This window comes from Streptomyces sp. NPDC051677 (assembly GCF_044453465.1).
Lineage (GTDB): Bacteria > Actinomycetota > Actinomycetes > Streptomycetales > Streptomycetaceae > Streptomyces.
In genome coordinates this window covers 290,013-315,185 of the sequence record NZ_JBITCT010000001.1, presented here as the reverse complement: position 1 = coordinate 315,185, position 25,173 = coordinate 290,013, and the positions used below count along the sequence as shown (strand labels likewise).

19 protein-coding genes are annotated in these 25,173 nt (G+C 71.2%); 6 read left to right on the top strand and 13 right to left on the bottom strand.

What is annotated here, in order from left to right:
• The first annotated feature begins 20 nt into the window (after positions 1-20).
• The 4 genes from ACIBAF_RS01400 (at position 21) to ACIBAF_RS01385 (ending at position 9,043) form a co-directional block, all read left to right on the top strand.
• A complete protein-coding gene (locus tag ACIBAF_RS01400; protein WP_399461032.1) occupies positions 21-1,436 on the top strand; it encodes a glycoside hydrolase family 30 beta sandwich domain-containing protein in 1,416 nt (471 codons plus the stop codon).
• A 106-nt stretch (positions 1,437-1,542) separates the two neighbouring features.
• Positions 1,543-6,960 (top strand): pullulanase-type alpha-1,6-glucosidase, encoded by a 5,418-nt coding sequence (gene pulA, locus ACIBAF_RS01395; protein ID WP_399461031.1) that lies wholly within the window; start codon positions 1,543-1,545, stop codon positions 6,958-6,960.
• Between the two features lie 70 nt (positions 6,961-7,030).
• Complete coding sequence (locus ACIBAF_RS01390; RefSeq protein ID WP_399461030.1) at positions 7,031-8,644, top strand: SpoIIE family protein phosphatase; 1,614 nt, start codon at positions 7,031-7,033, stop codon at positions 8,642-8,644.
• A 36-nt stretch (positions 8,645-8,680) separates the two neighbouring features.
• Positions 8,681-9,043 carry a 5-carboxymethyl-2-hydroxymuconate Delta-isomerase gene (locus tag ACIBAF_RS01385; protein ID WP_399461029.1) on the top strand — a complete coding sequence of 121 codons (363 nt, stop codon included), beginning with the start codon at positions 8,681-8,683 and terminating at the stop codon, positions 9,041-9,043.
• A 19-nt stretch (positions 9,044-9,062) separates the two neighbouring features.
• Here the strand turns inward: ACIBAF_RS01385 and ACIBAF_RS01380 are convergent, their stop codons facing one another.
• The 3 genes from ACIBAF_RS01380 to ACIBAF_RS01370 all read right to left on the bottom strand — a co-directional run bounded on the left by ACIBAF_RS01380 (position 9,063) and on the right by ACIBAF_RS01370 (position 12,338).
• The gene (locus ACIBAF_RS01380) at positions 9,063-9,752 is read right to left on the bottom strand and encodes a TetR/AcrR family transcriptional regulator (protein WP_399461028.1); all 690 of its coding nucleotides are present in this window, start codon (positions 9,750-9,752) and stop codon (positions 9,063-9,065) included.
• 87 nt (positions 9,753-9,839) lie between these two features.
• A complete protein-coding gene (locus ACIBAF_RS01375) occupies positions 9,840-11,771 on the bottom strand; it encodes a hypothetical protein (protein ID WP_399461027.1) in 1,932 nt (643 codons plus the stop codon).
• 45 nt (positions 11,772-11,816) lie between these two features.
• Entirely contained in the window at positions 11,817-12,338 is a 522-nt protein-coding gene (locus ACIBAF_RS01370) for a tetratricopeptide repeat protein (protein WP_399461326.1), read from the bottom strand.
• 83 nt (positions 12,339-12,421) lie between these two features.
• Here ACIBAF_RS01370 and ACIBAF_RS01365 point away from each other — a divergent pair, with 83 nt between their 5' ends.
• Complete coding sequence (locus ACIBAF_RS01365) at positions 12,422-12,865, top strand: hypothetical protein (protein ID WP_399461026.1); 444 nt, start codon at positions 12,422-12,424, stop codon at positions 12,863-12,865.
• 65 nt (positions 12,866-12,930) lie between these two features.
• Here the strand turns inward: ACIBAF_RS01365 and ACIBAF_RS01360 are convergent, their stop codons facing one another.
• The 9 genes from ACIBAF_RS01360 to ACIBAF_RS01320 all read right to left on the bottom strand — a co-directional run bounded on the left by ACIBAF_RS01360 (position 12,931) and on the right by ACIBAF_RS01320 (position 22,950).
• Positions 12,931-14,517 (bottom strand): DUF1996 domain-containing protein, encoded by a 1,587-nt coding sequence (locus ACIBAF_RS01360; RefSeq protein ID WP_399461025.1) that lies wholly within the window; start codon positions 14,515-14,517, stop codon positions 12,931-12,933.
• 172 nt (positions 14,518-14,689) lie between these two features.
• Positions 14,690-15,346, bottom strand: a complete 657-nt coding sequence (locus ACIBAF_RS01355) for a LuxR C-terminal-related transcriptional regulator (protein WP_399461024.1) — start codon at positions 15,344-15,346, stop codon at positions 14,690-14,692.
• Positions 15,331-16,605 (bottom strand): sensor histidine kinase, encoded by a 1,275-nt coding sequence (locus ACIBAF_RS01350; protein ID WP_399461023.1) that lies wholly within the window; start codon positions 16,603-16,605, stop codon positions 15,331-15,333. The genes ACIBAF_RS01355 and ACIBAF_RS01350 overlap by 16 nt, the downstream gene beginning before the upstream one ends.
• Before the next feature lie 103 nt (positions 16,606-16,708).
• The gene (locus ACIBAF_RS01345; RefSeq protein ID WP_399461022.1) at positions 16,709-17,296 is read right to left on the bottom strand and encodes a winged helix-turn-helix domain-containing protein; all 588 of its coding nucleotides are present in this window, start codon (positions 17,294-17,296) and stop codon (positions 16,709-16,711) included.
• 295 nt (positions 17,297-17,591) lie between these two features.
• On the bottom strand, positions 17,592-19,409 hold the full coding sequence (locus tag ACIBAF_RS01340; RefSeq protein WP_399461021.1) for a HEAT repeat domain-containing protein: 1,818 nt from the start codon (positions 19,407-19,409) through the stop codon (positions 17,592-17,594).
• Between the two features lie 70 nt (positions 19,410-19,479).
• Positions 19,480-20,511, bottom strand: coding sequence for a glutamine synthetase (gene glnII, locus ACIBAF_RS01335; RefSeq protein ID WP_399461020.1), 1,032 nt, complete (start codon positions 20,509-20,511; stop codon positions 19,480-19,482).
• Positions 20,512-20,838: 327 nt separating this feature from the next.
• Entirely contained in the window at positions 20,839-21,543 is a 705-nt protein-coding gene (locus ACIBAF_RS01330) for a hypothetical protein (RefSeq protein ID WP_399461019.1), read from the bottom strand.
• Positions 21,544-21,667: 124 nt separating this feature from the next.
• A complete protein-coding gene (locus ACIBAF_RS01325; protein WP_399461018.1) occupies positions 21,668-22,486 on the bottom strand; it encodes a hypothetical protein in 819 nt (272 codons plus the stop codon).
• A 104-nt stretch (positions 22,487-22,590) separates the two neighbouring features.
• A complete protein-coding gene (locus tag ACIBAF_RS01320; RefSeq protein ID WP_399461017.1) occupies positions 22,591-22,950 on the bottom strand; it encodes an arsenate reductase family protein in 360 nt (119 codons plus the stop codon).
• Positions 22,951-23,090: 140 nt separating this feature from the next.
• On the opposite strand from ACIBAF_RS01320, the gene ACIBAF_RS01315 reads away from it, so the two are divergent.
• Entirely contained in the window at positions 23,091-23,405 is a 315-nt protein-coding gene (locus tag ACIBAF_RS01315; protein ID WP_334580752.1) for a hypothetical protein, read from the top strand.
• Between the two features lie 345 nt (positions 23,406-23,750).
• Here ACIBAF_RS01315 and ACIBAF_RS01310 read toward each other — a convergent pair whose 3' ends face one another.
• Positions 23,751-24,947, bottom strand: coding sequence for a winged helix DNA-binding domain-containing protein (locus ACIBAF_RS01310; protein ID WP_399461016.1), 1,197 nt, complete (start codon positions 24,945-24,947; stop codon positions 23,751-23,753).
• Between the last annotated feature and the right edge of the window lie 226 nt (positions 24,948-25,173).

Below are 25,173 nucleotides of genomic sequence, written 5' to 3'. Positions count from 1 at the left end.
CCTTCGTACAGGAGTGCGTCATGCAGCGCAGACTCAGCAAGTGGGCGGTGACCACCGCGGCAGCCCTGCTCACCGTCGCCAGCGTCACGGCCGCCGACCTGCCTTCCGCCGACCTGCCTTCCAAGGCCGCGGCAAGCACCGCCACCGTCAACGGCGCCACCGTCCACCAGCCCATCGACGGCTTCGGCTTCTCCGAGCATTTCGGCCGGGCCGCCGTCATGAACGGCTCCGAAGGCCTGTCGGCCCAGCACCAGCGGGAGTTACTCGACCTGCTGCTGAGCCGCACCACCGGCGCCGGCCTCAGCATCCTGCGCCTCGGCATCGACTCGGGCATCCAGCCCACCGACCCCGGCGGCCCGAACGCGACCCCCAAGTACACCTGGGACGGCTACGACAAGGGCCAGGTGTGGCTGGCCAAGGAGGCCAAGGCGTACGGCGTGAACCGCTTCTACGCCGACGCCTGGACCGCGCCCGGCTATATGAAGACCAACGGGACCGACGCCGGCGGCGGGACGTTGTGCGGCCTCGCCGGGGCCGCCTGCGCGAGCGGCGACTGGCGCAGGGCGTACGCGGACTTCCTCGTCCAGTACGCCAAGTTCTACGGCCAGGAGGGCATCGGCATCACCGACATCGGCTTCACCAACGAACCCGACTGGACGGCGACGTACGACTCGATGCGGCTCACGCCCGCGCAGGCCACGGAGTACGTGAAGTTCTTCGGTCCGGTCGCGAAGGCGGCCGGGTACAAGGTCGCCTGCTGCGACTCCTTCGGCTGGACGCAGCAGAAGGCCTACACCAGCGCGATCGAGGCCGACGCGACCGCCCGCGGTTACGTGAGCACCCACACCGGCCACAACTACGCCAGCGCGGTCGACAGCCCACTGCCGACCTCCAAACGCACCTGGATGTCGGAGTGGTCGCCCAACGGCGCCACCTGGAACGAGAACTGGGACGACGGCAGCGGCTACGACGGCTTCACGGTCGCCTCCGCCATCCACGACGCCCTCACCAAGGGGAACGTCAGCGGGTACGTCTACTGGTACGGCGCCTCGCTGGGCGCGACCCGGGGTCTGATCCAGCTGGACGGCGACAGCTACCACGTCTCCAAGCGGCTGTGGGCGATGGCCAACTACAGCCGCTTCATCCGCCCCGGCGCCACCCGGATCGGGGCCACGACTGCCGACAGCGCGTTGAAGCTCTCGGCCTTCCGCAACACCGACGGCACGGTGACCGTCGTGGCGCTGAACACGGCCGCCACGGCCGACCAGGTGTCCTTCAAGCTCCAGAACACCGGGATCACCACCGGGACCGCGACCCCGTACCTCACCAACGGCTCCAGCAGCACCGCCCGCCAGGCCGCCGTCCCCGTCAGCGGGGGCTCACTGACGGCCACCGTCCCGGCCCGCTCGCTCGTCACCTACACCATCCGACGCTGAAAGTTCTTTCCGTCTGTTTCAGGACTCTTGCTGTAATCCTTACGGCGGCGATACGGTCACGCGGGGTCGGACCCGAAGAGCCGTACACCGCAAGGAGTCCACGTCAGTGATACCGAGATGGCCGGTGCCGTCCAGGCGCCGCACCACGCATGCCGGACGGGTCGCCGCGGTCACCGTGACCGCGCTGGCCGCAGCGCTCGTCCAGCCGCTGTCCGCCCGGGCGGACACCCCGCCGCCACCGCCCTCCGACGCGAAGCTCGCCGCGGAACCGGCCCGGCACGACGACACCCGTGAGCAGTTCTACTTCGTCCTGCCGGACCGCTTCGCCAACGGCGACACGAAGAACGACAAGGGCGGTCTCACCGGTTCCCGCCTCTCCACCGGCTACGACCCCACGGACAAGGGCTTCTACCAGGGCGGCGACCTCAAGGGCCTGACCAAGAAGCTCGACTACATCAAGGGCCTCGGCACCACCGCCATCTGGATGGCCCCGATCTTCAAGAACCGTCCCGTGCAGGGGACGGGGAGCAACGCCTCGGCCGGCTATCACGGATACTGGATCACCGACTTCACCCAGGTCGACCCGCACTTCGGCACCAACAAGGAACTGGAAACCCTCATCTCCAAGGCGCACGCCAAGGGCATGAAGGTCTTCTTCGACGTCATCACCAACCACACCGCCGATGTCGTCGACTACCAGGAGAAGTCCTACGACTACCTCTCCAAGGGCGCCTTCCCGTACCTGACCAAGGACGGGCAGCCCTTCGACGACGCCGACTACGCGGACGGCCGCAGGAAGTTCCCCGCCGTCGACGCCGACTCCTTCCCGCGCACGCCCACCGTGGCCGCCGCGGACAAGAACGCCAAGGTGCCCTCCTGGCTCAACGACCCGACGATGTACCACAACCGCGGTGACTCCACCTTCGCCGGTGAGAGCGCCACGTACGGAGACTTCGGCGGCCTCGACGACCTGTGGACCGAGCGTCCCGAGGTCGTGCGGGGCATGGAGAGGATCTACGAGCGCTGGGTGCGCGACTTCGACATCGACGGCTTCCGGATCGACACGGTCAAGCACGTCGACATGGACTTCTGGACCCAGTGGGCGACGGCCCTGGACGCGTACGCGTCCAGGCAGGGGCGCAAGAACTTCTTCATGTTCGGCGAGGTCTACTCCGCCGACACGTCGATCACTTCGCCGTACGTCACCCAGGGCCGCCTCGACGCCACGCTGGACTTCCCCTTCCAGGAGGCGGCGCGGCAGTACGCCTCCCAGGGCGGCAGCGCCCAGTCCCTCGCGAAGGTCTTCGGCGACGACTACAAGTACACGACCGACAAGGCCAACGCGTACGAGCAGGTCACCTTCCTCGGCAACCACGACATGGGTCGCGTCGGGTACTTCCTGAACCAGGACAACCCGAAGGCCACGGACGCCCAGCTGCTGGCCAAGGACAAGCTCGCCAACGAGCTCATGTTCCTGAGCCGCGGAAACCCGGTCGTCTACTACGGCGACGAGCAGGGCTTCACCGGCTCCGGCGGCGACAAGGACGCCCGCCAGACGATGTTCGCGTCCAGGACGGCCGACTACCTCGACGACGACGAGATCGGCACCGACCGTACGCACGCGAGCGACTCGTACGACACGCGTGCCCCGCTCTACCGGCAGATCGCCGCGCTCAGCAAGCTGCGCAAGGACAACCCCGCCCTGGCGGACGGCGTCCAGACGCAGCGGTACGCGGCCGACGGCTCCGGCGTCTACGCGTTCTCGCGTACGGACGCCAGGACCCGCCAGGAGTACGTCGTCGCCCTCAACAACGCCGGCGAGGCGAAGACGGCCACCTTCGCGACCGGCTCGGCGGGCATGAAGTTCCGGGGGATCTACGGCACTTCGGACGACGTGACCTCTGACGGGGACACGAAGGTCACCGTCACCGTCCCGGCCGGTTCGGCGATCGTCCTCAAGGCGGCGGGCAGGCTCGCCAAGCCGACCACCGCACCGACCCTCACCCTCAAGGCCCCCGACGCCGGCGCCACCGGCACCGTGGAACTGACCGCCGACGTCGACGGCGGTCAGCTCAACCGCGTCGTCTTCGCCGCCCAGGTCGGCGACGGCAAGTGGCGGACGCTCGGCTCCGCCGACCACGCCCCGTACAAGGTCACGCAGGCCATCGGCAAGGGCGTCCCGGCCGGAACCGCCCTGCGCTACAAGGCAGTCGTCGTCGACACGGCCGGTCACACGGCGAGTGCCACCGCCGCCTCCACCACCGGCGCCCCGCCCGCCGAGGAGACCCCCACCGCCTCCTCCCGCGACTACGCGATCGTCCACTACAAGCGCACCGACGGCGACTACGCCGACTGGGGCCTGTACGCCTGGGGCGACCTCGCCGACGGCGAGGCGACCACCTGGCCGGACAGCCACCCCTTCGTCGGCCGTGACGCATACGGCGCCTTCGCCTACGTCAAGCTGAAGCCGGGCGCGTCGAACGTCGGCTTCCTCGTCATCGACAAGCAGGGCAACAAGGACGTCTCCGCCGACCGCACGATCGACGTCACGAAGACCGGTGAGGTCTGGATCGAGCAGGGCAAGGACGTCGTACGGACGGAGCGGCCCGACGACTATCCGGCTCAGGACGCCACGAAGGCCGTACTGCACTACCACCGCGCCGACGGGAACTACGACGGCTGGGGTCTGCACGTCTGGACGGGCGCCGCGAACCCCACCGAGTGGTCGAACCCGCTGAAGCCCGTGCGGAGCGACGCCTACGGCGCGGTCTTCGAGGTACCGCTCACCGACGGTGCCACGAGCCTGAGTTACATCCTCCACAAGGGCGACGACAAGGACCTTCCCTCCGACCAGTCGCTGGACCTCACCGCGAACGGCCACGAGGTGTGGCTGCTGAACGGCCAGGAGAAGTACCTGCTGCCGCAGCCCGCGGGCTCCGCCGCCGCGCTCGACCTGACCACCTCCAAGGCGATCTGGATCGACCGCGACACCGTTGCCTGGAACGGCTCCGACGCCGCCGCCTCCACCCAGCTGCTCTACTCCCACGACGGCTCGATCGCCGTGAAGAACGGCGCGCTGACCAGCGACGACGAGCGCTGGCTGCGGCTGACGAAGACCACGCTGACCGACGCCCAGAAGGCCAAGTTCCCGCATCTGAAGGACTACCCGGCCTGGTCCGTCGACCCGCGCGACCGCGACCGGGTGCGCCAGGCTCTCGACGGACAGATCGTCGCCTCCCAGCGGGCCGCGAACGGCGCCGTGCTCGCGGCGACCGGCGTCCAGATCGCCGGCGTGCTCGACGACGTGTACGCGGGTGCGACAAAGGCCGAGCTGGGGCCGACGTTCCACAACGGCCGTCCCAGGCTTGCCGTTTGGGCGCCCACAGCGCAGAGCGTCTCACTGGAGCTCGACGGCTCTCTCAAGGCGATGAAGCGGAACGACGCCACCGGCGTCTGGTCCGTCACCGGACCGGCGTCCTGGAAGAACAAGCCCTATCGGTACGTCGTGAAGGTGTGGGCGCCCAGCGTCCGCAAGGTCGTCACCAACAAGGTCACCGACCCGTACTCGGTCGCCCTCACCGCGAACTCCGGGCGCAGCCTCGTCGTCGACCTCGACGACAGGTCCCTCGCGCCCAGCGGCTGGTCGAAACTGGCCAAGCCCAAGGCGGTACCGCTGAGGGACGCCCAGATCCAGGAGCTGCACATCCGGGACTTCTCCGTCGCGGACACCAGCGTGCCGGCCAGGGACCAGGGCACCTATCTCGCCTTCGCCGACAGGAACAGCGACGGCTCGAAGCACCTGCGGGAACTCGCGAAGTCGGGCACGTCGTACGTCCATCTGCTGCCCGCCTTCGACCTCGCCACCGTCCCGGAGGAGAAGGCCGACCAGGCGACCCCTGACTGCGACCTCGCCTCCTACCCGGCAGACTCCGACAAGCAGCAGGAGTGCGTGGCGAAGACCGCCGCGAAGGACGCCTACAACTGGGGCTACGACCCCTACCACTACACGGTCCCCGAGGGCTCGTACGCGACCGACCCGGACGGCACGGGCCGTACGGTCGAGTTCCGCACGATGGTCAAGTCGCTGAACGAGGACGGTCTGCGGGTCGTCATGGACGTCGTCTACAACCACACCGCGGCGAGCGGCCAGGCGGCGACCAGCGTCCTGGACAAGGTCGTGCCCGGCTACTACCAGCGGCTGCTCGCCGACGGGTCCGTCGCCACCAGCACCTGCTGTGCGAACACGGCGACCGAGAACGCCATGATGGGCAAGCTGGTCGTCGACTCGGTCGTCACCTGGGCCAAGGAGTACAAGGTCGACGGGTTCCGCTTCGACCTCATGGGACACCACCCGAAGGCCAACATCCTCGCCGTGCGCAAGGCGCTCGACGGGCTGACCCTCGCCCAGGACGGCGTCGACGGCAAGAAGATCATCCTGTACGGCGAGGGCTGGAACTTCGGCGAGGTCGCCGACGACGCCCGGTTCGTGCAGGCGACGCAGAAGAACATGGCCGGAACCGGTGTCGCGACGTTCTCCGACCGCGCCCGTGACGCCGTGCGCGGCGGCGGCCCCTTCGACGCGGACCCGGGCGTCCAGGGCTTTGCGTCCGGTCTCTACACCGACCCCAACCCCTCGACCGCGAACGGCACTTCGGCGCAGCAGAAGGCGCGACTGCTGCACTACCAGGACCTCATCAAGGTCGGCCTGTCCGGGAACCTCGCCGCGTACCGTTTCACCAACGCCGACGGGCATGACGTCACCGGCGCCGAGGTCGACTACAACGGCGCCCCGGCCGGCTACGCGGACGCGCCCGGCGACGCCCTCGCTTATGTCGACGCGCACGACAACGAGTCCCTGTTCGACGCCCTCGCCTACAAGCTGCCGGCCGGCACCTCCGCCTCCGACCGCTCCCGTATGCAGGTCGTCGCCCTGGCCACCGCCGCCCTCTCCCAGGGGCCCGCGCTGTCCCAGGCGGGCTCCGACCTGCTGCGCTCCAAGTCCCTGGACCGCAACTCCTTCGACAGCGGTGACTGGTTCAACGCGATCCACTGGAACTGCACCGCCGGCAACGGCTTCGGGCGCGGACTGCCGCCGGCCGCCGACAACGCGTCCAAATGGCCTTACGCCAAGCACCTGTTGACCTCTGTCGGCGTGGGCTGCCCGCAGATCACCGCGACCTCCGCCGCCTACCAGGACCTGCTGCGGATCCGCACGACGGAGTCGGCGTTCTCCCTCCGGACGGCCGCGCAGGTGCAGTCGGCGCTGTCCTTCCCGCTGTCCGGAAAGGACGAGACGCCCGGCGTCATCACCATGGAACTCGGTGACCTGGTCGTCGTGTTCAACGCGACGCCGACCGCACAGAAGCAGACGGTCGGCGCCCTCGCCGGCACGGGATACCGACTGCACCCGGTGCAGGCGGCCGGCCCGGACGCCACCGTCAGGACCTCGTCGTACGAGGCGGAATCCGGCACGTTCGCCGTGCCGGCCCGGACCGTGGCGGTGTTCTCACCCACGAAGCCCTAGACAAGGGCATTACCTTGGTGGAGCAGGCCTTGAACCAGGCCTGCTCCATCGGCGAGTCCGGGGTTGGCACATGGACGTCAGCGGCAGACGGACCGACGCGACCGTGCTCGTCGTGGACCCGACGGCGGCGGGGCGGTTCGCCCTGGGCGCCGTGCTGCGCCGGGCGGGCCACCAGGTCGTCGCGGTCGGCACCGGCGCCGAGGCGCTCGTCGAGCTGGACGTACGGCTGCGCAAGGGCGCTCTGCCGGACGTGGCCTTCGTCGACGTCGGGCTGCCGGACATGAGCGGCTTCGAGCTGTGCCGTCGGCTCAAGGCCCGGCCGCACATGGCCGGGCTGCCGGTCGTGCACTTCTCGGCGGGCGAGGCGGCCCCGGGCGACCGCGCCGAGGGCGTGGAGGCGGGCGGCGAGGCCCATCTGGAGATGCCCGCCGCGCCCGAGGAGATCGACGCGGTGGTCCGGGCAGCGGTGCGGGCCGCGCGGCTGCGGGCCGACGACCAGGCGGCGGCGCGGCGGCTGGCGTCGCTGTCGGAGACGATCGTCACCATCCAGGCGGCGCGTTCCCCGCAGGAACTCGCCGACGCCGCCGCCGAGGGCGCCGCACGGCTCACCGGCACGCCCGCCGCCGCCTTCGTCCTCGGACCGGACGACGACCTGTACCGCGGGACCTCCCGGAACCGCACCTCGCTCGCGCTGCCGGACGCGGGCGCCCACCGGGCTGTGGTCGCCCTGCTGCGTCGCCTCGCCCATGGGCAGGCGGGCGTGCGGATCACCACGGTGGCCGCGCCGCTGTGGCCCGCCGGGTTCTTCCGGCCGGGGGTGCAGCACGACGCCCGGCTGGTGCTGATCCCCACCCAGGACGGCCGGGCGTCGGTGTGTCTGGCCACGCCCACCCGCGAGGTCCGCCGGGTGGACCCCGAGCACGAGTCCCTGCTGGCCCGGCTCGCGCAGGCCGCCGTCCTCGCCGCCGAGCCGCTGCTCATGTACCAGGTCGAGCGGCATGTCGCCCTCACCCTGCAGCACAGCTTCCTGCCGCAGCCGCACCGGCTGCCGGGCGTCGACGTCGTCGTCCGCTATGTGCCCGCGTCCCGGGAGACCGAGATCGGCGGCGACTTCTACGCCGCCCTGCGCACCGAGGACGGGGTGCTGGCCGCGGTCGGCGACGTCGTCGGGCACTCGCTGGAGGCGGCCACCGTGATGGTGGAGATCCGGCACGCGCTGCGCGCCTACTGCGTCGACGAGAGCGACCCGGCCGTGCTCGCCGAGCGCCTCGACCGGATGCTTCAGCGCTACCACCCCGAGGTCACGGCGACGGTCTGCCTGGTGCTGATCGACCCCGGCACCGGGCGGGCCCGCATCGCCAACGCGGGCCACCTCCCGCCGCTGATCGTGCGGGACAACCGCAGCGCCGACTACGCCAAGGCGGCCGGGCCGCTGCTCGGCCTGGGCGTGCCCCGCCCGGCGCCCACCGAACTGTTCCTGGAGCCCACCGACCGGCTCCTCATGGTCACCGATGGTCTGATCGAGACCCGGGGCACCGATCTCGCGGTGTCGATGGAACACCTCCGCGCGGCCGCCACCGGCGCCATGCCGGGCCTGGACGCCCTCTGCGACACCCTCCTCACCCACTTCGGACACGACCGTGACGACGACATCGCCATGCTGGCGCTGCGGCTGACGGCTTAGGCTGAGCCCAGTTTTCGTCCTAGCCCGGGAGTGTTCATGCCGCAGATCACCGTCGACTACTCGGCCACGATGGGGCCCGCCTTCGACCTGGCCGGTTTCGCGCGGGCCCTGCACACCTCGGTGGTCGAGATCGCGGCCGCCAAGCCGGAGGCCTGCAAGACCCTGTTCCGTCCCGCCCCCTTCACGGCGTTCGGCTACGACGAGCCCGAGGAGCTGGGGCACGCGATCGTCCACGTCACCCTCGGGCTGCTGGCCGGCCGCACCGACGAGACGAAGACGAAGCTGACCGAGACCGTGCTGGAGCTGCTGCGCGGGCATGTGACGGGCGACGGTTTCGTGCTGCACGCCTCCGCCGAGGTCCGTGACCTCGACCCGTCCTACCGCAAGTACGAAAGCTGACTCGGCTGATTCAGCTGACTCAGGAGGCGAGGGCGATGAGCCGGGTGACCAGGTCGCCGAAGGGGCCGTCGGCCGGCTCGCCGCCCAGCACGGGGCGCAGCAGCGTGCGCATCTCGTCGTCGTAGGCGGCGCTGACGGCGGTCAGCGCGGCGAAGTCGTGCACGAGCTGGATCTCCAGTTCCTCGCGCGGGATGCGCCGCCCGTCCAGCCAGATCAGCGCGGTCGACTCGGCGAGCGAGATCCATGAGCGGACGATCAGTTCGAGGCGCGGCGGCGGATCGGTGATGGCCAGATGCGACAGGATCTGCTCGTAGGCGACCTGGCGTACGGAGTCGACGAGCGCGTTCGTCGTCGAGGAGCCGACCGCCGGGCCGCCGCGCATCAGGGCGGAGAAGCCCGGCCCGTGCGCGTCGACGAAGTCGAAGAACCGGCGCATCACCCGGAGCAGCCGGGCGCCGAGCGGCCCTTCGTGCGGCTCGGCGAACCGGCCCGCCAGATCCTCCGACGCCCGCTTCAACGCGGCCTCGTACAGGCTGAGTTTGCCGGGGAAGTAGTGGTAGACGAGGGGGCGCGAGATGCCCGCGGCCGCGGCTATCTCGTCGATGGAGACCTCGTCGGGCGAACGCTGGGCGAACAGTTCGAGGGCGACGCCGATCAACTGCTGCCGACGTTCCTCGACTCCCATTCTGCGACGAACCCCGGTAGTCATGCGAACACCTTACCGATCGAATCCGGCCCCGAACGGACGGGACCGGCCCAGGTGTTCACCCTGATCCGTCGCCTTTCGCGCTCCGCGTCAGCGCAGGCCGCTGATCGACCGTCCGTCGGTCAGCCTGCCCTCCAGGCCGGCCTGGGCGCCCTGCTCCGCCGGGACCGTCAGGTGGTTGCCCTGCCCGGACCCGTGCACCCCGCCCGTGGAGCGGATGAACGCCGTGTCCTTGTCGCCGGCCGCGAGCAGGTACCAGTCGCCGCGCTTCGACTTCCACAGCACCCCGGCCAGCACATGCGGGTCGCGCGGCCCGCACGCCGGTACGTCCACGGCCTTCGCCACGGCCGCCCCGAACAGCCCGCCCGGCGTGTGGAACTGGGCCAGCACCCGGCTCCCGTCGCCCCGCCAGGTCTCGGCGCGGGTGCACACCCAGGCCGCCGACCCTTCCTCGCTCGCGTCGGGCAGCTTCTGCCGGGTGTACGCCCACGCGTTGACCGTCCGCACGCCCTGTCCGCGCGCGTCGGCCAGCGAGCAGGCATACGGCGCCCAGGTCCGCAGCGCCTCCGTGTCCGTCGCCTCCTCGGGCGCGGCCGGGCGGCCGGCGGTGAGGCGGGCGGGGACGAGTTCGCCGAGGTCGCTGAGGAGGTGGGCGCCGATGGCGTCCTTCAGCTGGAGCACGTTCCACGTCGTGCACGTGCCGGTCTGGGTGGCCGGACTGGCCAGCGGCGAGGTGATCCCGTCCGTCAGCGTCAGCTCCATCACCCCGGCGCCCGGCTTCGACAGGTCCCGCTCGCCGGCCTTCGTCACCCAGGGGGCCGTCAGATAGCGGACGTTGCCGTCGGCCCTCTCCAGCACCAGCGCGCTCGCCTCGGCGCCGGTCGCGCCGTCGACCCGCGCGAAGTCCAGGGCCGCTCCGGCCGTGCCGTCCTTCGGCTCGGCGTAGCGGGCGATGCGCAGACCGTCGTAGAGGATCACCACGCGCGCGTTGTCGACGTCGCCGGCGTAGAGGAGCTGCGGCGGTCCGGCGGGGCCGCCGAAGGGGGTGTCCGGGGTGGCGGAGAGGCGGACCTTCTCGCCGGGGCGGGCCCAGACGGCGAGGGCGCGGCGCAGCAGCGCGGTGTCGCCGGTGAGCGGGCCGCGCGCGGGCCAGGCCGAGAAGTCGGTGCGCGCGGACGCCTTCCAGGCGGCGGGGGAGACCTTCACCAGCCGCCCGGGGTCGAGTGCGGCCTCGGCGGCCGGGTTCTGTGCGTACACCGGGGCGGCCGCCCCGTCGGGTCCCCAGTCGCCGCCGGGCAGCGCGACCAGGGCGCCGCACACCGCGAGGGCCGCCGCGGCGGCGAGCGCCGCCCTGGTGTGCTGGCGGCGGCGCATCAGATCGGTGGGGCGGGCCTGCAGCGAGCAGGCGTCGAACTCGGGGGAGTCGAGCAGCGCGTACTGCGCGGCGGGAACCTGGCCGGCCTCGCGCAGGGCCGCCTCCACGTCCTCGACGCCGGCCCCGGTCAGTACCTCGCGCACATCGTCGTCGGGGAGCTTCTCCAGGCCGTGCAGGACATAGGCGGCCCGGGCCGGGCCCGACAGGGCGGACAGGCGCTGGTCCAGGGCGAGTTCGTCGGCGCCGCCGGAGCGCGGGAAGAGCCGCAGGCCCCACACCTGGGGGAGCAGCGGCGGGAGTTGCGCGCGCTTCGGCCATGCCCGCAGCCTCAGCGGCAGCCCCGCCTCCAGCGCCGTACGCACCACCTGGAGGCGGACGTAGGCGTACCCGGGGTCGCCGTCGCGGCCGGTGGACTGGGTCGGGATGACGGGGGCGCAGGCGCGGCGCCGGGGCAGGGCGCGCTGGGCGAGGGCGTGGGCGGTCAGAACGCGTCGACCGCGGCCGAGGCCGGGCGGCAGCACCAGATAGGCGAGCCGGACCAGACGCGGGTAGTGCTCGACGAGCGCGGCCTCGGCCTGCTCGACGTCGACGGTCAGGTCGGTGGCGGAACCGGGTGCGGGGCGCGGGGCGACATCCTGTGACTGCACGTCCAGCAGAACGAGCGATCCAGTGGATGGTCACCGCCGGTCGGCTCAGCCCTCCACGAGCGCCTTCGCGTAGTTCGCCATCGAACGCTGGTAGCGCGGCAGATGGGGTGCGAGCGCGCCGAGGACCAGGGACAGGCCTTCGCGGTCGCGGCCCACGCTCGACAGGCACAGTGCCAGGGTGGCGCGCACGGCGTCGTCCAACTCGTCGGAGGGGCCGTCCAGTTCGGGCGTGAGGAGCTTGACGCCCTCCTCGGCCTGTCCGACGTTGCGCAGGGAACTGGAGAGCTGGATCTTCGCCCGACGGCCCTTGTAACCGCTCACGTCGCTCAGACCGCGGGCGATCGCCTCCCGGTAGAGGGGCGCCGCCTTGTCGCTGTGGCCGGTCGAGTCCCAGGCGCAGGCCCGCTCGAACAGGCCCAGCGGGCTGTCCTCGGGGAGTTCGGCGACGAGGGCGTCGACGACGGCCCGGAAGTCCGCCGCCCTCTCCTCGGGGTAGTCGTCGAAGGCGGCCCAGGCGGCGGTCACGCGATCTTCCCAGTCTTGGTTCACCGGCCCACCTTCGCACAGGCGTGCAGGGCGAAGCGCCGGTATTTTGAGCGGACCGCGCGCGGGAGCCGTATCCAGAGCGAGGCTCTTGCAGGGAGGAACAGATGAAGGTGACCCGACCCATGTTCGCCGCGGCGGCCGCCGCGGCGGCGCTGCTGCTGGCGGGATGCGCTTCCGGCGGCAAGGAGGAGGCCGCCGTTCCGGAGACGGCGACCGGCAGCCTGGAGCACATCGCATCGGAGGTGAAGTGCACGCCCGACATGCAGACCGACGCCGACGAACTGCGCCAGGCGCTCTGCAAGAACGACGCCGGAAAGTTCATCCTGCTGACGTTCGCCACCGACCGCGGCCAGCGCGAGTGGATCAACGGGGCCAAGGACTACGGCGGTCACTACCTGGTCGGCCGCAAGTGGGTCGCCGTGGGCGAGCAGACCAGCACCGTGACGACGCTGCGCAAGACGCTCGGCGGGGACATCGAGGAGGGCACGGACCACTCCGCGCACGGCTCCCACGAGGCCTCGGACGGTGCGACGCACTCCGGTCACTGAACGCGGTAACGCGGACAGCACAAAGGCCGGCGGTGAGGAAACCTCACCGCCGGCCTTTCAGTGTGTTACTTGCACTTCTGGCCGCTGTTGATGCAGTTGACCATCTTGTTCATCAGGTTCGTGGAGAAGAAGTTGATGAAGTCGTTGTGGTCGGTGATCGGCTTGTGCAGGTTCTCCGGGAAGGTGTCCACCGCGTACGGGTTCACCACCGTGCCGTTCTGGAGCTTCGGGGCCGGAACGTTGTAGACCAGCCGGACCTGGAGCTGCGGGATCGCCTTGAAACCATTGGCGCAGCTGCCGTCGGCCTGAGCGAACGCCACGTGGGTGCGGTGGTTCGCGCTGTCGATGTTCTTGCCGTCCCAGCAGCTCTGGAAGTTGGTCGTACGGACGACCTGGCTGCCCTGCGGGCAGATCGGGTACTGGTCCTTCAGCTGCACCTTGTTCTCGAAGCCGGTGCAGCTCCAGTTCACGTTGGCGTTGGCCTTGCCGTTGACGAAGGCCTTGGCGTCGCCGGTGATGATGCGCAGGGCCGTCGGCATCGCGACGACGTTGCCCTTCTTGTTGCCGACGAACTTCAGCTGGGCCTGGGCCGGCAGCAGGATCTTGCCGACGTTGCCCTCCTTGCCGCCGCCGTCGTTGTTCTGGTCGAAGTCCTGCGTGCCGTCCTGGACACGGATGACCGGCCAGAAGTACGAGGACTTGTCGCCCTGGTTCTGGCAGCTGGTCCCGGCCCCGGCCAGTTCCTGGTCGCTCGCGAAGGCGTCGTTGTTCTGGTTGCCGACGTAGTCGTGCAGGTGGTGGGCGCCGTTGGCGACACCGGGGGCGACGATCACGTTGTCGGTGTTGTGGTTCTTGTTCTGGTTGGTGCCGCAGTTCGAGGTGAAGGTGCCCCTGGAACCGCTGTTGCCGTTCGCGGGCAGACCGTTCTGACCCACGCCCAGCTGCGCGTTGCCCTGGACCTTCGTGATGTCCACGAAGTCCGCGGCGACCGGGCCGTTGCCGCCCTGGCCGTTCTGCTGCTGGCCGTTGCCGCCGTTGTTCTGGCCGCCGTTCTGCTGGCCGCCGTTGTTCTGGCCGCCGTTCTGCTGCTGGCCACCGTTTTGCTGCTGGCCGCCGTTCTGCTGCTGGCCGCCGCCGTTCTGCTGACCGCCGTTGTTCTGGCCGGCGTTGGTGTTCGCCTGCTGCGTGGTGCAGGCCGCGAGCTGGCTCAGCTGGTTGTTGAACTGGCCGCCGACGCGCTGGATGTCGATCCGGATCCGGTCGATCGTGGCGGCCCGCTTCTCCTTGAGAGGGCCGGTGATCGCGTTCTGCACGAACCCGGAGTCGCCCGCCTGGGCCTGGCGCGTGGAGGCGAGCCGGGCGTAGGCCTCGGTGATCTGCTTGTCGAGGTTCGCGAGCTCGGTCGCGACGCCCTGCTTGGCCCGGTCAGGAACGTTCGTCAGCTTCTGCCCCACATCGGGGCAGGAGATCGTGGCGACCTGCGCAGCCGCGGTGGCGGCATAGGTCGAGTTCTGACCCGAGTTGTTCGAATCGTCTGCCGAGGCGTAGAAGTTCGCCCAGATCAGCCCGCCCCCGCCGAGCGCTAGGGCCGCCGATGCTGCCATGGCCTTGGTAGCCATCGACGAACGGCGTTTACGTGTGTTGCGTCCCATCTGAACTCCTCTGACTTCCTTGCGGGGCAGCACCGAGGCGCCCGACAGGAGTGAAGCTGCCCCCTCACTTACGAACGTCGCCCCAGAGGTGTTCAGCCTTCTCAGAAATTGATGAGAGGTCCGTACGACAAACCGCCCCCAACGCCCCCACAGCGCACACCAGTTGCGATGCTCACCGGTCCCGGTCCAGATAGGCCAGCACCGCCAGTACCCTGCGGTTGTCGTCGTCCGAGACCTCCAAACCCAGCTTCAGGAAAATGTTGGCGGTGTGCTTGGCGACGGCCCGCTCGGTGACGACCAGTTTGGCGGCGATCGCCGCGTTCGACCGGCCCTGCGCCATCAGTTCCATGACCTCCCGTTCGCGTGGAGTGAGCCGGTCCACCGGCTCCAGCCCGTCGCCCGAACGCCGGGCCAGCAGCTGCTGGATCACCTGGGGGTCCATCGCCGTACCGCCCGCCGCGACCCGCCGTACGGCGTCCACGAACTGCTCCGCGTCGAACACCCGGTCCTTCAGCAGATAGCCGACTGCGCCGCTGCCGTCGGCGAGCAGCTCGCGCGCGTACAGCTGCTCGACATGCTGGGAGAGGACCAGCACCGGCAGCCCCGGCTTCTTGCGGCGGGCCGCCAAGGCGCACTGCAGGCCCTCGTCGGTGTGCGTGGGCGGGAGCCGGACGTCGACGACGGCGACGTCCGGCTCCAGTTCGGCGAGGGCCCGCTCCAGTTCGGGCCCGCTCTCGACGGCGGCGGCGATCTCGAAGTCGTAGGCCTCCAGCAGCCGGACGAGACCGTCCCGCAGCAGGAAGAGGTCCTCGGCTAGGACAACACGCAAGGCATCTCCATGGTCACCATGGTGGGACCGCCGGCAGGGGAGCTGACGGCCAGGACGCCGTCGAATGTACCCAGTCGCCGCTCGATGCCGGGCAGGCCCGAACCGGACCCGAGAACCGCTCCGCCCTTGCCGTTGTCGGTGACGGAGATCCGCAGACAGCCGTCCGCGTGGTGGAGGTCGATCCAGATCCGGTCGGCGCCGGAGTGCTTGACCGCGTTGGTGAGCACCTCGCTCACCGCGAAGTAGGCCGCCGACTCCACGGGCGCCTCGGCCCGGCCCGGGAGTTCCACGGTCACCTCCGTCGCGAGGGGCAGCCGCAGCGCCAACGCCCGTACGGCGTCGCCCAGTCCGCGCTCGGCCAGCACCGGCGGGTGGATGCCGCGCACCAGGTCGCGCAGTTCGGCGAGCGCCTCGGCGGACGACTGACGGGCCTGCGCGAGCAGCTCCCTGGCTTTCTCCGGGTTCTTGTCGAGGAGCATCTCCACGGTGCCGAGGTCCATGCCCATCGCGACCAGTCGGGCCTGGGCGCCGTCGTGCAGGTCCCGCTCGATGCGCCGCAGCTCGGCGGCGGAGGTGTCCACGGCGTCCCGCCGCGTCTCGGTCAACACCCTTACGCGCTCGGCGAGTTCGGCCTGCGTCGGGGTCAGCATGGCTCGGGTGAGGCGGAAGTGCCCCTGGAACGCGCTCACGGCGTACCGATGGGCGAAGACGAGGATGACCGCGCCCAGAGCGGCGGCGGCGAACGCGGAGAGCTGCCCGCTGACCGGCACGAAGGTGTACCAGTAAGGACCGTCGGAGGCGTCCTCCACCCGCCACAGCCCGGCCGCCAGCGCGAACCCCTCCAGCGGGTAGAGGACCAGGACGGCGGGCGCGAGCGCGGTCACGAACCCGGCCGTCATGTCCACCGGCAGCCACTTCAGGTCCCGCCAGGTCGCCGGATCCCGCAACAGGGCGGTGGTGCGCGTCCACGGGTTGGCGGTGTCGGGCAGCGGCCGGTAGGCCGACGCGATGCGCACCCCGCCCCACCGTTCGGCGAGCGCCCGCCGCCGGTCGGCGTAGGCGCGTACCCCCTTCACTGCCCAGGGTGTGGTGACGAGCCCGACCCCGATCGGTATCAGCGCCATCGAGACGAGGGACAGGACGAAGCCCAGGACGGCCGACGGCAGCGACACCACGGCCAGCACGAGCCCCCGTCCGGCGGCGAGGATCATCCCCCGTGCCCTCGAACCTCCGCCGTCGCTCTTCGTGTTGGTGTTCATGACGGCAGTCTGTCCGAGCCGCGGGCCGCCGGTCACTGGCCCGAAGCCCCGGGTCGGAAGGTGGTGCCAGGTACACCCCAGCGGCGCCCGAGGGCAGAGCGGGTCAGCGTCCGGTCGGCGGGGTGAACTTGTAGCCGACCCGGCGCACCGTCTGGATCGACTGGCGGTGCTGCGCGCCCAGCTTGCGGCGCAGCCGGGCGATGTGGACGTCGACCGTGCGGCCGTCACCGACGTGGCCGTAGCCCCACACCGTGGTGACGAGCTGGTCGCGGGTGTGCACCCGGTTCGGGTGGGCCACCAGGTGCGCGAGCAGCTCGAACTCCAGGTAGGTGAGGTCGAGTTGCCGCCCGTCCACCTCGGCGGTGCGCTGCACGGAGTCGATCCGTACGAGGGGTTCGCCGGCGTCCGTCTCCGGCGCGGGCGCCGGTACCGGGACCGGCTGGAACGGCTGCTGCTGGTCCGCCGGGATCAGCACCAGGTAGCCGACCATCGGCGGCCGGCCGGGCAGACTGGGCAGGGTGTGCTGCGGCGCCGGCAGCCAGGTGGCGCCGGGCGGCAGGAGATCCGCGACCTGCACCACCTCGTCCGGATCGACGGCCCGCAGTCGGTGCCGGGAGGCGTTCTGGACGGGGGAGACAGAGGAGACGGGGGAGGGGAGGGCGGCGGAGGAGAGAGAACGAGTGGTCGCCATGAGAGGTCAGCTCTTTCGCGCGAGGGTTCGTCGGGAAGGACGTACGTCGTCTCGCGTCGGCCGAAGGCCGGGGTGTACGGCTTTAGAGGGCCGACGCGTTCGTCGCGCGGCAACACACCCGGTCGAAGTCGTGGTGCTGACGGGAAGGCCAGAACGGCTCGAGGTCATGGCGACCCGTCGCGGTGTACTTCTGGAAGCTGGCCATGGCCCCATTGAAGCAGACACCCGCCCGTTGCAGGAGCCTCCTCTCACAGCTTGGGACGCTTCCCTGGTGTGAAATCGACGTCGGTCGACGTCAGTCGACGACCCGGGCGGTCGCGAGGAGCTCGCGGACGGCGTCGCGGACGACGTAGTCCGGATGCAGGGCCCAGCCGGACATGCCGTCGCGGACGAGCCGCCGGGACGCCTCGGCCCCTTGCCGCAGCGGCTCCACGGCGAAGCGGGGTACGAGCCCCATCTGCGTGAGCGTCACCACGGGGTGGGGCAGTCCGGCGTAGAGCCTCCCCCACTTGACCGCCTCCCGGGCCACGGGGTCCAGGGTGTCCTGCGTGCGGCCGGTGATGCGCCAGACGGCCAGGGCGGCGACGGCCGAGCCGTCGGCGGCGAGGCGAGGCTCGATGAACGGCAGCAACGGCGCGGCCGCGGGACCGAGTTCACCGGCCCAGTCCATCACCTGGCCCACGAACCCGGCGCTCATCTCCTGCCGGAAGAAGGACAGGGCCAGGCCGGGGTCGCCGCCGACCCGGTGGTGGGCCACCGCGGCGACCGCCGAGACCGAGGAGTGCTCGCGCTCGATCACGCAGGCTCGCAGCGCCCGCTCGGCCACGTCGCCGGCGGCGGGGCCCAGCCGCCCCAGCACGGCCACCGCCACCGGCGGGTATCCGGTGCCGGTGCGGGCCAGCAACTCGGTGAGCTCCTCGACGACGTCCGCCGCCATGTCGGGGAACCGCGTCAGCACCTTGACCAGCTCCGGGTGGGCGCCGTTCCACTGCCGGGCCACTGCCCGCGCGACGGGCAGAGCCTGTGCCCCGAACGCGTCGGCCACGGCGGTGACGGCGCGGACGGTGTCGTACGGGCCGGGTGCCTCCTCGACGAGCCGCACGGCCTCTTCGACGGCCGTCGGCTCCTGCGCGGGGGCGAGTGCGGTGATCGCCGCCGCGCGTACCGCCGGGTCGTCGGCGGCCAGGTACGGCAGTACGTGCGCGCGCACGCGCGCGTGCAGGTCGGGTGGCAGCGCGCAGGTCAGCTGCGCCAGCTGGTACAGCTCCCATGCCTCGCCCTCCATGTCGCGCAGCGCCCAGGGCAGCACGTCGGCCTCGCGGTCGCGCCAGTGGTCGGCGATCTCCAGGGCGAGCGGCACGCCCCCGGCGAGGGCCCGCAGCGCGGCCTCCGGGTCCTCCAGCAGCCGGTCGGTGAACAGCTTGTGGGGCTCGGGCCACAAGACCCTCTCCGGCTCGTGCGGGTCGGCCGCGTACGCCCGCGCGCAGTGGTCCACCAGCGCGCCGGGCAGGGGGAGCTCGGCGGTGCGCAGCAGGTTCTCGGCCGCGGCGAGCACGACCCGGGGCTCGGGATCGGTCAGCAGCTCGTTCAGCCGGCCGTCGTCACCGTCCTCCAGCACTGCGAGCGCCGTCACCACCCGGCCTCGCACCAGCGGGTCGCTCTCCTCGGCGAGCCGGGTCCGCAGCAGCGGCAGCAGTGGCGGGGCGTGCTCCCGGCCGCACCCGGCGATCAGCAGCACCATGGCGCTGCGTACGTCCGTGTCGGCGTCGTGCGCGAAAGGGAGCAGGGGCGGCAGCGCCTCCGCCACGGTCTGCCGGACCGGTTCCCGCCCGTCGTGCCACTCGGCACTTCTCGCGAGGTCGCCCAGCAGTTCCAGCAGGCCGGTCCGGTGCCCGGGCAGCTCCACGGCGAGCCGGGCCAGCCGGGGCACGGCGCGGGCGGTGGCCGTGTGGAACTCCTCCTCACCGCGCCAGATCGCGGAGCCCAGCCAGTCCAACGCCTCCTCGCGTTCGGCCGTGTCGCCGGACTCCAACGCCCGCATCAGGGCGGGCACGTCCCGCGCCAGTCCGAACGCGTACACCGATCCCGGCCGCTCTGCCCCGTCGCTCCCCATGGCAGCGCACGATACGCAGCAGGGGCGCCCACCGTGAAGGTGAGCGCCCCTGTCAGGGAAAAGCCGGGGATCAGACCTGGCCGGCCTTCTCCAGCGCCGAGCAGCAGGTGTCGACGATCAGACGCGTCACCAGGTACGGGTCGACGTTGGCGTTCGGACGGCGGTCCTCGATGTAGCCCTTGCCGTCCTTCTCGACCTGCCACGGGATACGGACCGAGGCGCCACGGTTGGAGACACCGTAGGAGTACTCGTTCCACGGGGCGGTCTCGTGCAGACCCGTCAGACGGTCGTCGATGCCGGCGCCGTAGTTCTTGACGTGGTCGAGCGGCTTCGAGCCCTCGCCGAGCGACTCGCACGCGGTGATGATCGCGTCGTAGCCCTCGCGCATCGCCTTCGTGGAGAAGTTGGTGTGCGCGCCGGCGCCGTTCCAGTCGCCCTTGACCGGCTTCGGGTCGAGGGTGGCGGAGATGCCGAAGTCCTCGGCGGTGCGGTAGAGCAGCCAGCGGGCCACCCACAGGTGGTCGGAGACCTCCAGCGGGGAGACCGGGCCGACCTGGAACTCCCACTGGCCGGGCATGACCTCGGCGTTGATGCCGGAGATCGCGAGACCGGCGGCGAGGCAGTTGTCCAGGTGCGCCTCGACGACCTCACGGCCGAAGATCTCGTCGGCGCCGACGCCGCAGTAGTAGCCGCCCTGCGGGGCCGGGAAGCCGCCCTTGGGGAAGCCGAGCGGGTAGCCGTCCTGGAAGAACGTGTACTCCTGCTCGATGCCGAAGATCGGCTCCTGGGAGCCGAACTTCTCGGCGACCTCGACCAGCGCGGCTCGGGTGTTGGACTCGTGCGGCGTCATGTCGATGTTGAGGACCTCGCACATGACGAGGACGTCGTCGCCGCCGCGGATCGGGTCGGGGCAGGTGAAGACCGGCTTGAGGACACGGTCCGAGGAGTGGCCTTCGGCCTGGTTCGTGGAGGACCCGTCGAAGCCCCAGATCGGCAGCGCGTCCAGACCGGCGGGCTCACCCGCGATGATCTTGGTCTTGGAGCGGAGCTTGGCGGTCGGCTGGGTGCCGTCGATCCAGATGTACTCAGCCTTGAAGGTCACGGGCCACTTCCTTCGGGGGTGTGTCTGACGCACTTGCGGGTGCTGCGGCGCTGCGGCACTGGGGCGCCGCCTGTTTGCCCGGCAGCTTGTCAACAGGCGATTTCCCGATCATTGCTCGAATGTGAACCCCGTGTTACCTGGGTGGTTCTGTGGTGCGGCTCACTGTGGTGCGGCTCGCCGTGGTCCGGCTCACCGCTCGGCCCCGGGACGTGCAGGTCCTGCTGCTCGTGGCCGCGAGCAGCAGGACCTGTGACACGTACGAGGCGACGGCCGGGGTGAGTCTCCGGTGTGGGCCGGCGCCTCAGTGGGTTTCTTCGTTCCCGAGGCTCACCCCACCTTCTCGATCACGGCCCGGCGGATGAGGAACTTTCCGGGCTCACGGACCTGTTCGAAGGCCGCGTTGTTGAGCAGGGCGCAGCTGCCGGAGACCGAGGTCACCTCGACGGTGGTGGACTTGCCGTTGTCGAGGTTGGTGACCTTCAGCTTGGTCCCCGCCGGGAACCGGTCACTCGACGCGGCCGGGGCACCGCCCTCTCCGGAGAGGGTGACCGTGGACCCGTTGCAGACCTGCCGGCCCGAGGCGGCGGCACCGCCGTTTCCCGCGCTGCCGGTGTTTCCCGCAGTACCGGCGTTGCCGGTGCTTCCGTTTCCGGTGTTTCCCGCGGGGGCGGAGGCCGCCGACGAAGGCTGCGTCGTCTGGGAGTCCTGAGCCGACTCCCCAACGGCGCAACCGGACGCCTGCTGCTGAACCTTGATCTGCGCGATGACCGCCTCGCGGTTGGCGATCCGGGCCGCCGACTGGGCGTCGGGAGCGGCCCGTTGCCCGTCGATGAACTTCTGGTTGTTGCCGAGGGCGGTGGCGAGCCCCTGGCAGACGTTGGAGTCCGCGGCGGCCAGGGGCTTCGCGTTCTGCGGGGTCTGCGCGGCGTTCGAGGTGCTCGCCATGAGGAAGGCGCCGCCTCCCGCCACCGCCACCGCGCCCACCAGCAGCGCGATCTTCTTCTTCGTGCCGGGACTTCTCCTACGCGACATGCGCGCCTCCTGAGAGGTTGGGGAGCGTACGCCGCTATGTACGAGATACCGAACGCGGTTACTCAGCGGTTACAGGAGTCAGTGAAAGTGACGTGCGTCACGGGATGTGCGGGGCGTGCCGCGGTCACCCCCTTCCGCCCTTGCCGTCCTCGTACGCCACGACCGTGTCGTTGACGTGTCGGAGCAACCCCTCCGTCTGGGCGGTGAGTTCGGCCTCCCCGGTCTCCGCGCCGTCGCCCCACTGCCCGTTCGCGAACACCACCGAGCGGACGGTCATCACCCGTCGGAAGACCCCGGCCGAGCCCGGCGGCACCGTCGGCAGACCGGCCTCCGGGGGCGGATCGAGTGAGACCACCTGATACGTCACCGGGTCCATCGAGGTCATCGCGAAGACCCGCGAGGCGTCCTCGACCCGCGCGAAGCTGAGCACCGTGACCGTCACCTGTGAGCGCCGGTCGGCGTCCGTGAACAGGGCCGCCGTCAACCGGGAGCAGGGCTCGCCCTGTTCGATCAGCTGGGCCAGCTCGGGCGACATGCCCCGGGCGCAGTCGGTGGTGGTGGCCAGATCGACGCGCGTGAACCGGGAGCCGTCCTTCAGCCGGACGCCCGTCGAGGGGAACGCCTGCTCCGGCCGGATGATCGGGCGGGCGAGCAGGGAGGGGAGCGAACTCGGGGCGTCGGAGGGGAGGGTGACGTTCACGGAGGGCGCGCCGGCCGCCGGGGGAGCGGAGGCGGCCCGGCTCACGTCGTTCCGGTCCCCGCCGCCGTCTCCGTCCGCGATCAGTGCGGCGCCGGCGGCGATGGCGGCGACGAGGACGACGCCGGTCCCCGCGACCGCCGTGCGCCGGGTCCGCCGACGCCTGCGTATCCGCTCCTGCTCGGCCATGAACTGGGCGTACGGGTCCGGCGGCCCGTACGGGAATCCTTGATCACCGAAGGTCATGGCGGCGGAGGGTAACAGCGTGGAACGCCTCGACTCCCGTCGCCCGACGAACCGTTGACTAACCGACGAACCACTGACTAACCGACGAAGCGTCGACTAACCGGCTAACGGGACAGGGCGTCCCGAACGGCCTCGTCCGTGCGGGCCACCAGTGCGGTGCCGTCGTCGGCCGTGATGATCGGGCGCTGGATGAGCTTGGGGTGTGCGGCGAGCGCGGTGATCCAGCGTCCGCGGGCGCTCGCGTCCCGCGCCCAGTCCTTCAGGCCGAGTTCCGCGGCGGCGGCCTCCTGGGTGCGGGTGATGTCCCAGGGTTCCAGGCCGAGGCGGTCGAGCACGTCCCTGATCTCGTCCTCGCTCGGCACGTCCTCCAGATAGCGGCGGACGGTGTAGTCGGCGCCCTCGGCGTCGAGGAGGGTGAGGGCGCTGCGGCACTTGGAACAGGCGGGGTTGATCCAGATTTCCATGCGTCACACGGTAGCTGTCTCGGTCGCCGAAAGCCCTTGTGATCAGGGGCGTTTGTCAGTGGTGGGCAGTAGAATAGAAGCAGTGTTCGAGGGTTCGCCGGAGGCGCCGGTCGGACCCTGACCGCGACAGGAGGATGCCTGTGCCCGCTGCCGCACTGAAGCCGAAGCCGTTGCCGACCCAGTCCACCGCGAAGCGTCCCGTCCAGCTCGATCTGCCCTATGTGCCCGTCGAGAAGCGGCCGTTGCCGCCGGGGCGTCCGCGCGACTGGTACGTCATGCACAACCGCCGCCTCAAGGCGATGCGTCTTGCCATCGCCCTGCTCGACCTGGGGGTCTACATGCCCAACCAGGCCCGCAACGAGAAGATCCGCAGCACGGCGCAGCTGATCGGCGTTCACCCGCCGTCGGACACGACGTGCCACATGGTGCGGGCGCTGTTGCGTTACTCGCGGTGAGACGGGCGCCGGGCGCCGCCGCTCATGACGGCGCCCGGTCCCGGCGCGGCCCTGGAAGCCGCCCCGCCGACTGCTCCGGCGGCTGCCTCGGCGGCTGCTCCGCCGACTGCCCCGGCGCGGCCCTGGAAGCCGCCCCGCCGACTGCCCCGGCGGCTGCCTCGGCGGCTGCTCCGCCGACTGCCTCGGCGGCTGCCTCGCCGACTGCCTCGGCGACTGCTCCGCCGGCTGCCTCGGCGACTGCCTCGGCGGCTGCCTCGGCGGCTGCTCCGCCGGCTGCCTCGCCGGCTGCCTCGGCGGCTGCTCCGCCGGCTGCCTCGCCGGCTGCCTCGGCGTCTGCTCCGCCGCCTACCCCGCCGGCTGCCCCGCCAACTCCTTCTCCACCGGCGTCCGGAACCTCGGGGTCACCCGGGTCGCCCCCAGCCACGCCCCCAACCGCTCCGCCTCCGCCTCGATCGCCGCCTTCGCCTCGCCGCCCACGCCCTCCTCGTCCAGGATCCGCCACGCGATCTGCCCGTCGGGGCGCTGGGCCCAAGCTCCCACCACCCGGCCGTTCCACCACACCGTCGGCCCCACGTTCCCGCTGTAGTCGAACAGGGCGGGGCGCAGCTCCGGCGCGAGGTACCAGTCCCGGCCCTGCCAGCCCATCGCGGTCGGGTCGAGGGCGGGCAGCAGGGCCGCCCACGGTTCCCCGGCGCCGGTCACCGGCTCCTCGTCCCCGTCGACGACGTACCCCGTGCCCGCGTCCAGGGTCACCGCCCGCGCACCGATCGCCGTCAGCGCCCGCCGGACGTCCGTGACCCGCCAGCCCGTCCACCACTTGAGGTCCGCCTCCGTGGCCGGGCCGCATGCCGTCAGCCAGTGTCTCAGCAGCTCCGACTGGGCGTCCGCCACCGGGAGTTCGGGGTGCTCGGGGGCCACGGCCCAGCGGAACTGGCTCGACGTCCACGAGCCCAGGGGGCGTCCCCTGACCACCTTGCCCTCGACGCCCAGCACCCTCAGCAGCCGCGTCACCACGGTGTGCACGCCCTCGTAGCTCTTCCCCGACGCGTAGACGAACTGCTCCCGCAGGCGCGGCTCCTCACGGGACAGCTCGGCCGCCGTCGCCTGGCCGAGCCGGGCCAGGGCGGCCAGCGCCGACTCCTCGACCTCTTTCAGCCAGGCCGCGTCCGGCGCGCCGGCCTTCGCCATGTCCTTCACCAGCGAGGCCCGCTCCCGGGCGGCCACCGCGAGACCGGTCGATGCGTGCACGACGGCCGTCAACTCCGTCGGGAACACGAAGACCGTGTGCCGCATCCCGTGCATGCGCACCAGGCTCCGGTCCACGTACAGCGCCCGGTCCGTGTCCGGCACGGGCGCCGCCGCGTCGGCGAGGCGGGCGCCGACCGCCAGATACACCGTCGCCGGGTCCGAGCCGTGCAGGGCGACGAGCGCGTCGGCCACCGCCTCGGGCGTCGCGACCCGCGCCCCGGGGGCCAGCCGGTGCCGTAGAGCCAGTCTGGCCCGCCGCTCCGCCACCCCGATGTACCGCAGCCCGTCACCCATCCGGCCTCCACCCCTCGTCGCTGTCCGCTTCCGGCACCAGGTCGTGTCCGCAAAGGAGCGCCGGCTGCCCGGAGGGCAGGGCTCGCGGCGTCACAACGCGGCGAGCGTGCGTGCCGGGCGTCGCGAGCCGGGCGGGACTTTGCGGACACGACCCAGTCCCTGTCCGCATCCTGCCCGACGCCACTGACAGTCGGGCCCGTCGCCGTCGTCACCCGTTCGCCGTACC

Bases quoted from the DNA above. Each gene is read 5' to 3' on its own strand.
- ACIBAF_RS01365 (WP_399461026.1), top strand. From the start codon at position 12,422: ATGAAGGTGACCCGACCCATGTTCGCCGCGGCGGCCGCCGCGGCGGCG.
- ACIBAF_RS01310 (WP_399461016.1), bottom strand. From the start codon at position 24,947: ATGGGTGACGGGCTGCGGTACATCGGGGTGGCGGAGCGGCGGGCCAGA.
- ACIBAF_RS01320 (WP_399461017.1), bottom strand. From the start codon at position 22,950: ATGGAAATCTGGATCAACCCCGCCTGTTCCAAGTGCCGCAGCGCCCTC.
- ACIBAF_RS01330 (WP_399461019.1), bottom strand. From the start codon at position 21,543: ATGTCGCGTAGGAGAAGTCCCGGCACGAAGAAGAAGATCGCGCTGCTG.
- ACIBAF_RS01350 (WP_399461023.1), bottom strand. From the start codon at position 16,605: ATGAACACCAACACGAAGAGCGACGGCGGAGGTTCGAGGGCACGGGGG.
- ACIBAF_RS01385 (WP_399461029.1), top strand. From the start codon at position 8,681: ATGCCGCAGATCACCGTCGACTACTCGGCCACGATGGGGCCCGCCTTC.
- ACIBAF_RS01360 (WP_399461025.1), bottom strand. From the start codon at position 14,517: ATGGGACGCAACACACGTAAACGCCGTTCGTCGATGGCTACCAAGGCC.
- ACIBAF_RS01340 (WP_399461021.1), bottom strand. From the start codon at position 19,409: ATGGGGAGCGACGGGGCAGAGCGGCCGGGATCGGTGTACGCGTTCGGA.
- ACIBAF_RS01390 (WP_399461030.1), top strand. From the start codon at position 7,031: ATGGACGTCAGCGGCAGACGGACCGACGCGACCGTGCTCGTCGTGGAC.
- ACIBAF_RS01325 (WP_399461018.1), bottom strand. From the start codon at position 22,486: ATGACCTTCGGTGATCAAGGATTCCCGTACGGGCCGCCGGACCCGTAC.
- ACIBAF_RS01345 (WP_399461022.1), bottom strand. From the start codon at position 17,296: ATGGCGACCACTCGTTCTCTCTCCTCCGCCGCCCTCCCCTCCCCCGTC.
- ACIBAF_RS01380 (WP_399461028.1), bottom strand. From the start codon at position 9,752: ATGACTACCGGGGTTCGTCGCAGAATGGGAGTCGAGGAACGTCGGCAG.
- ACIBAF_RS01400 (WP_399461032.1), top strand. From the start codon at position 21: ATGCAGCGCAGACTCAGCAAGTGGGCGGTGACCACCGCGGCAGCCCTG.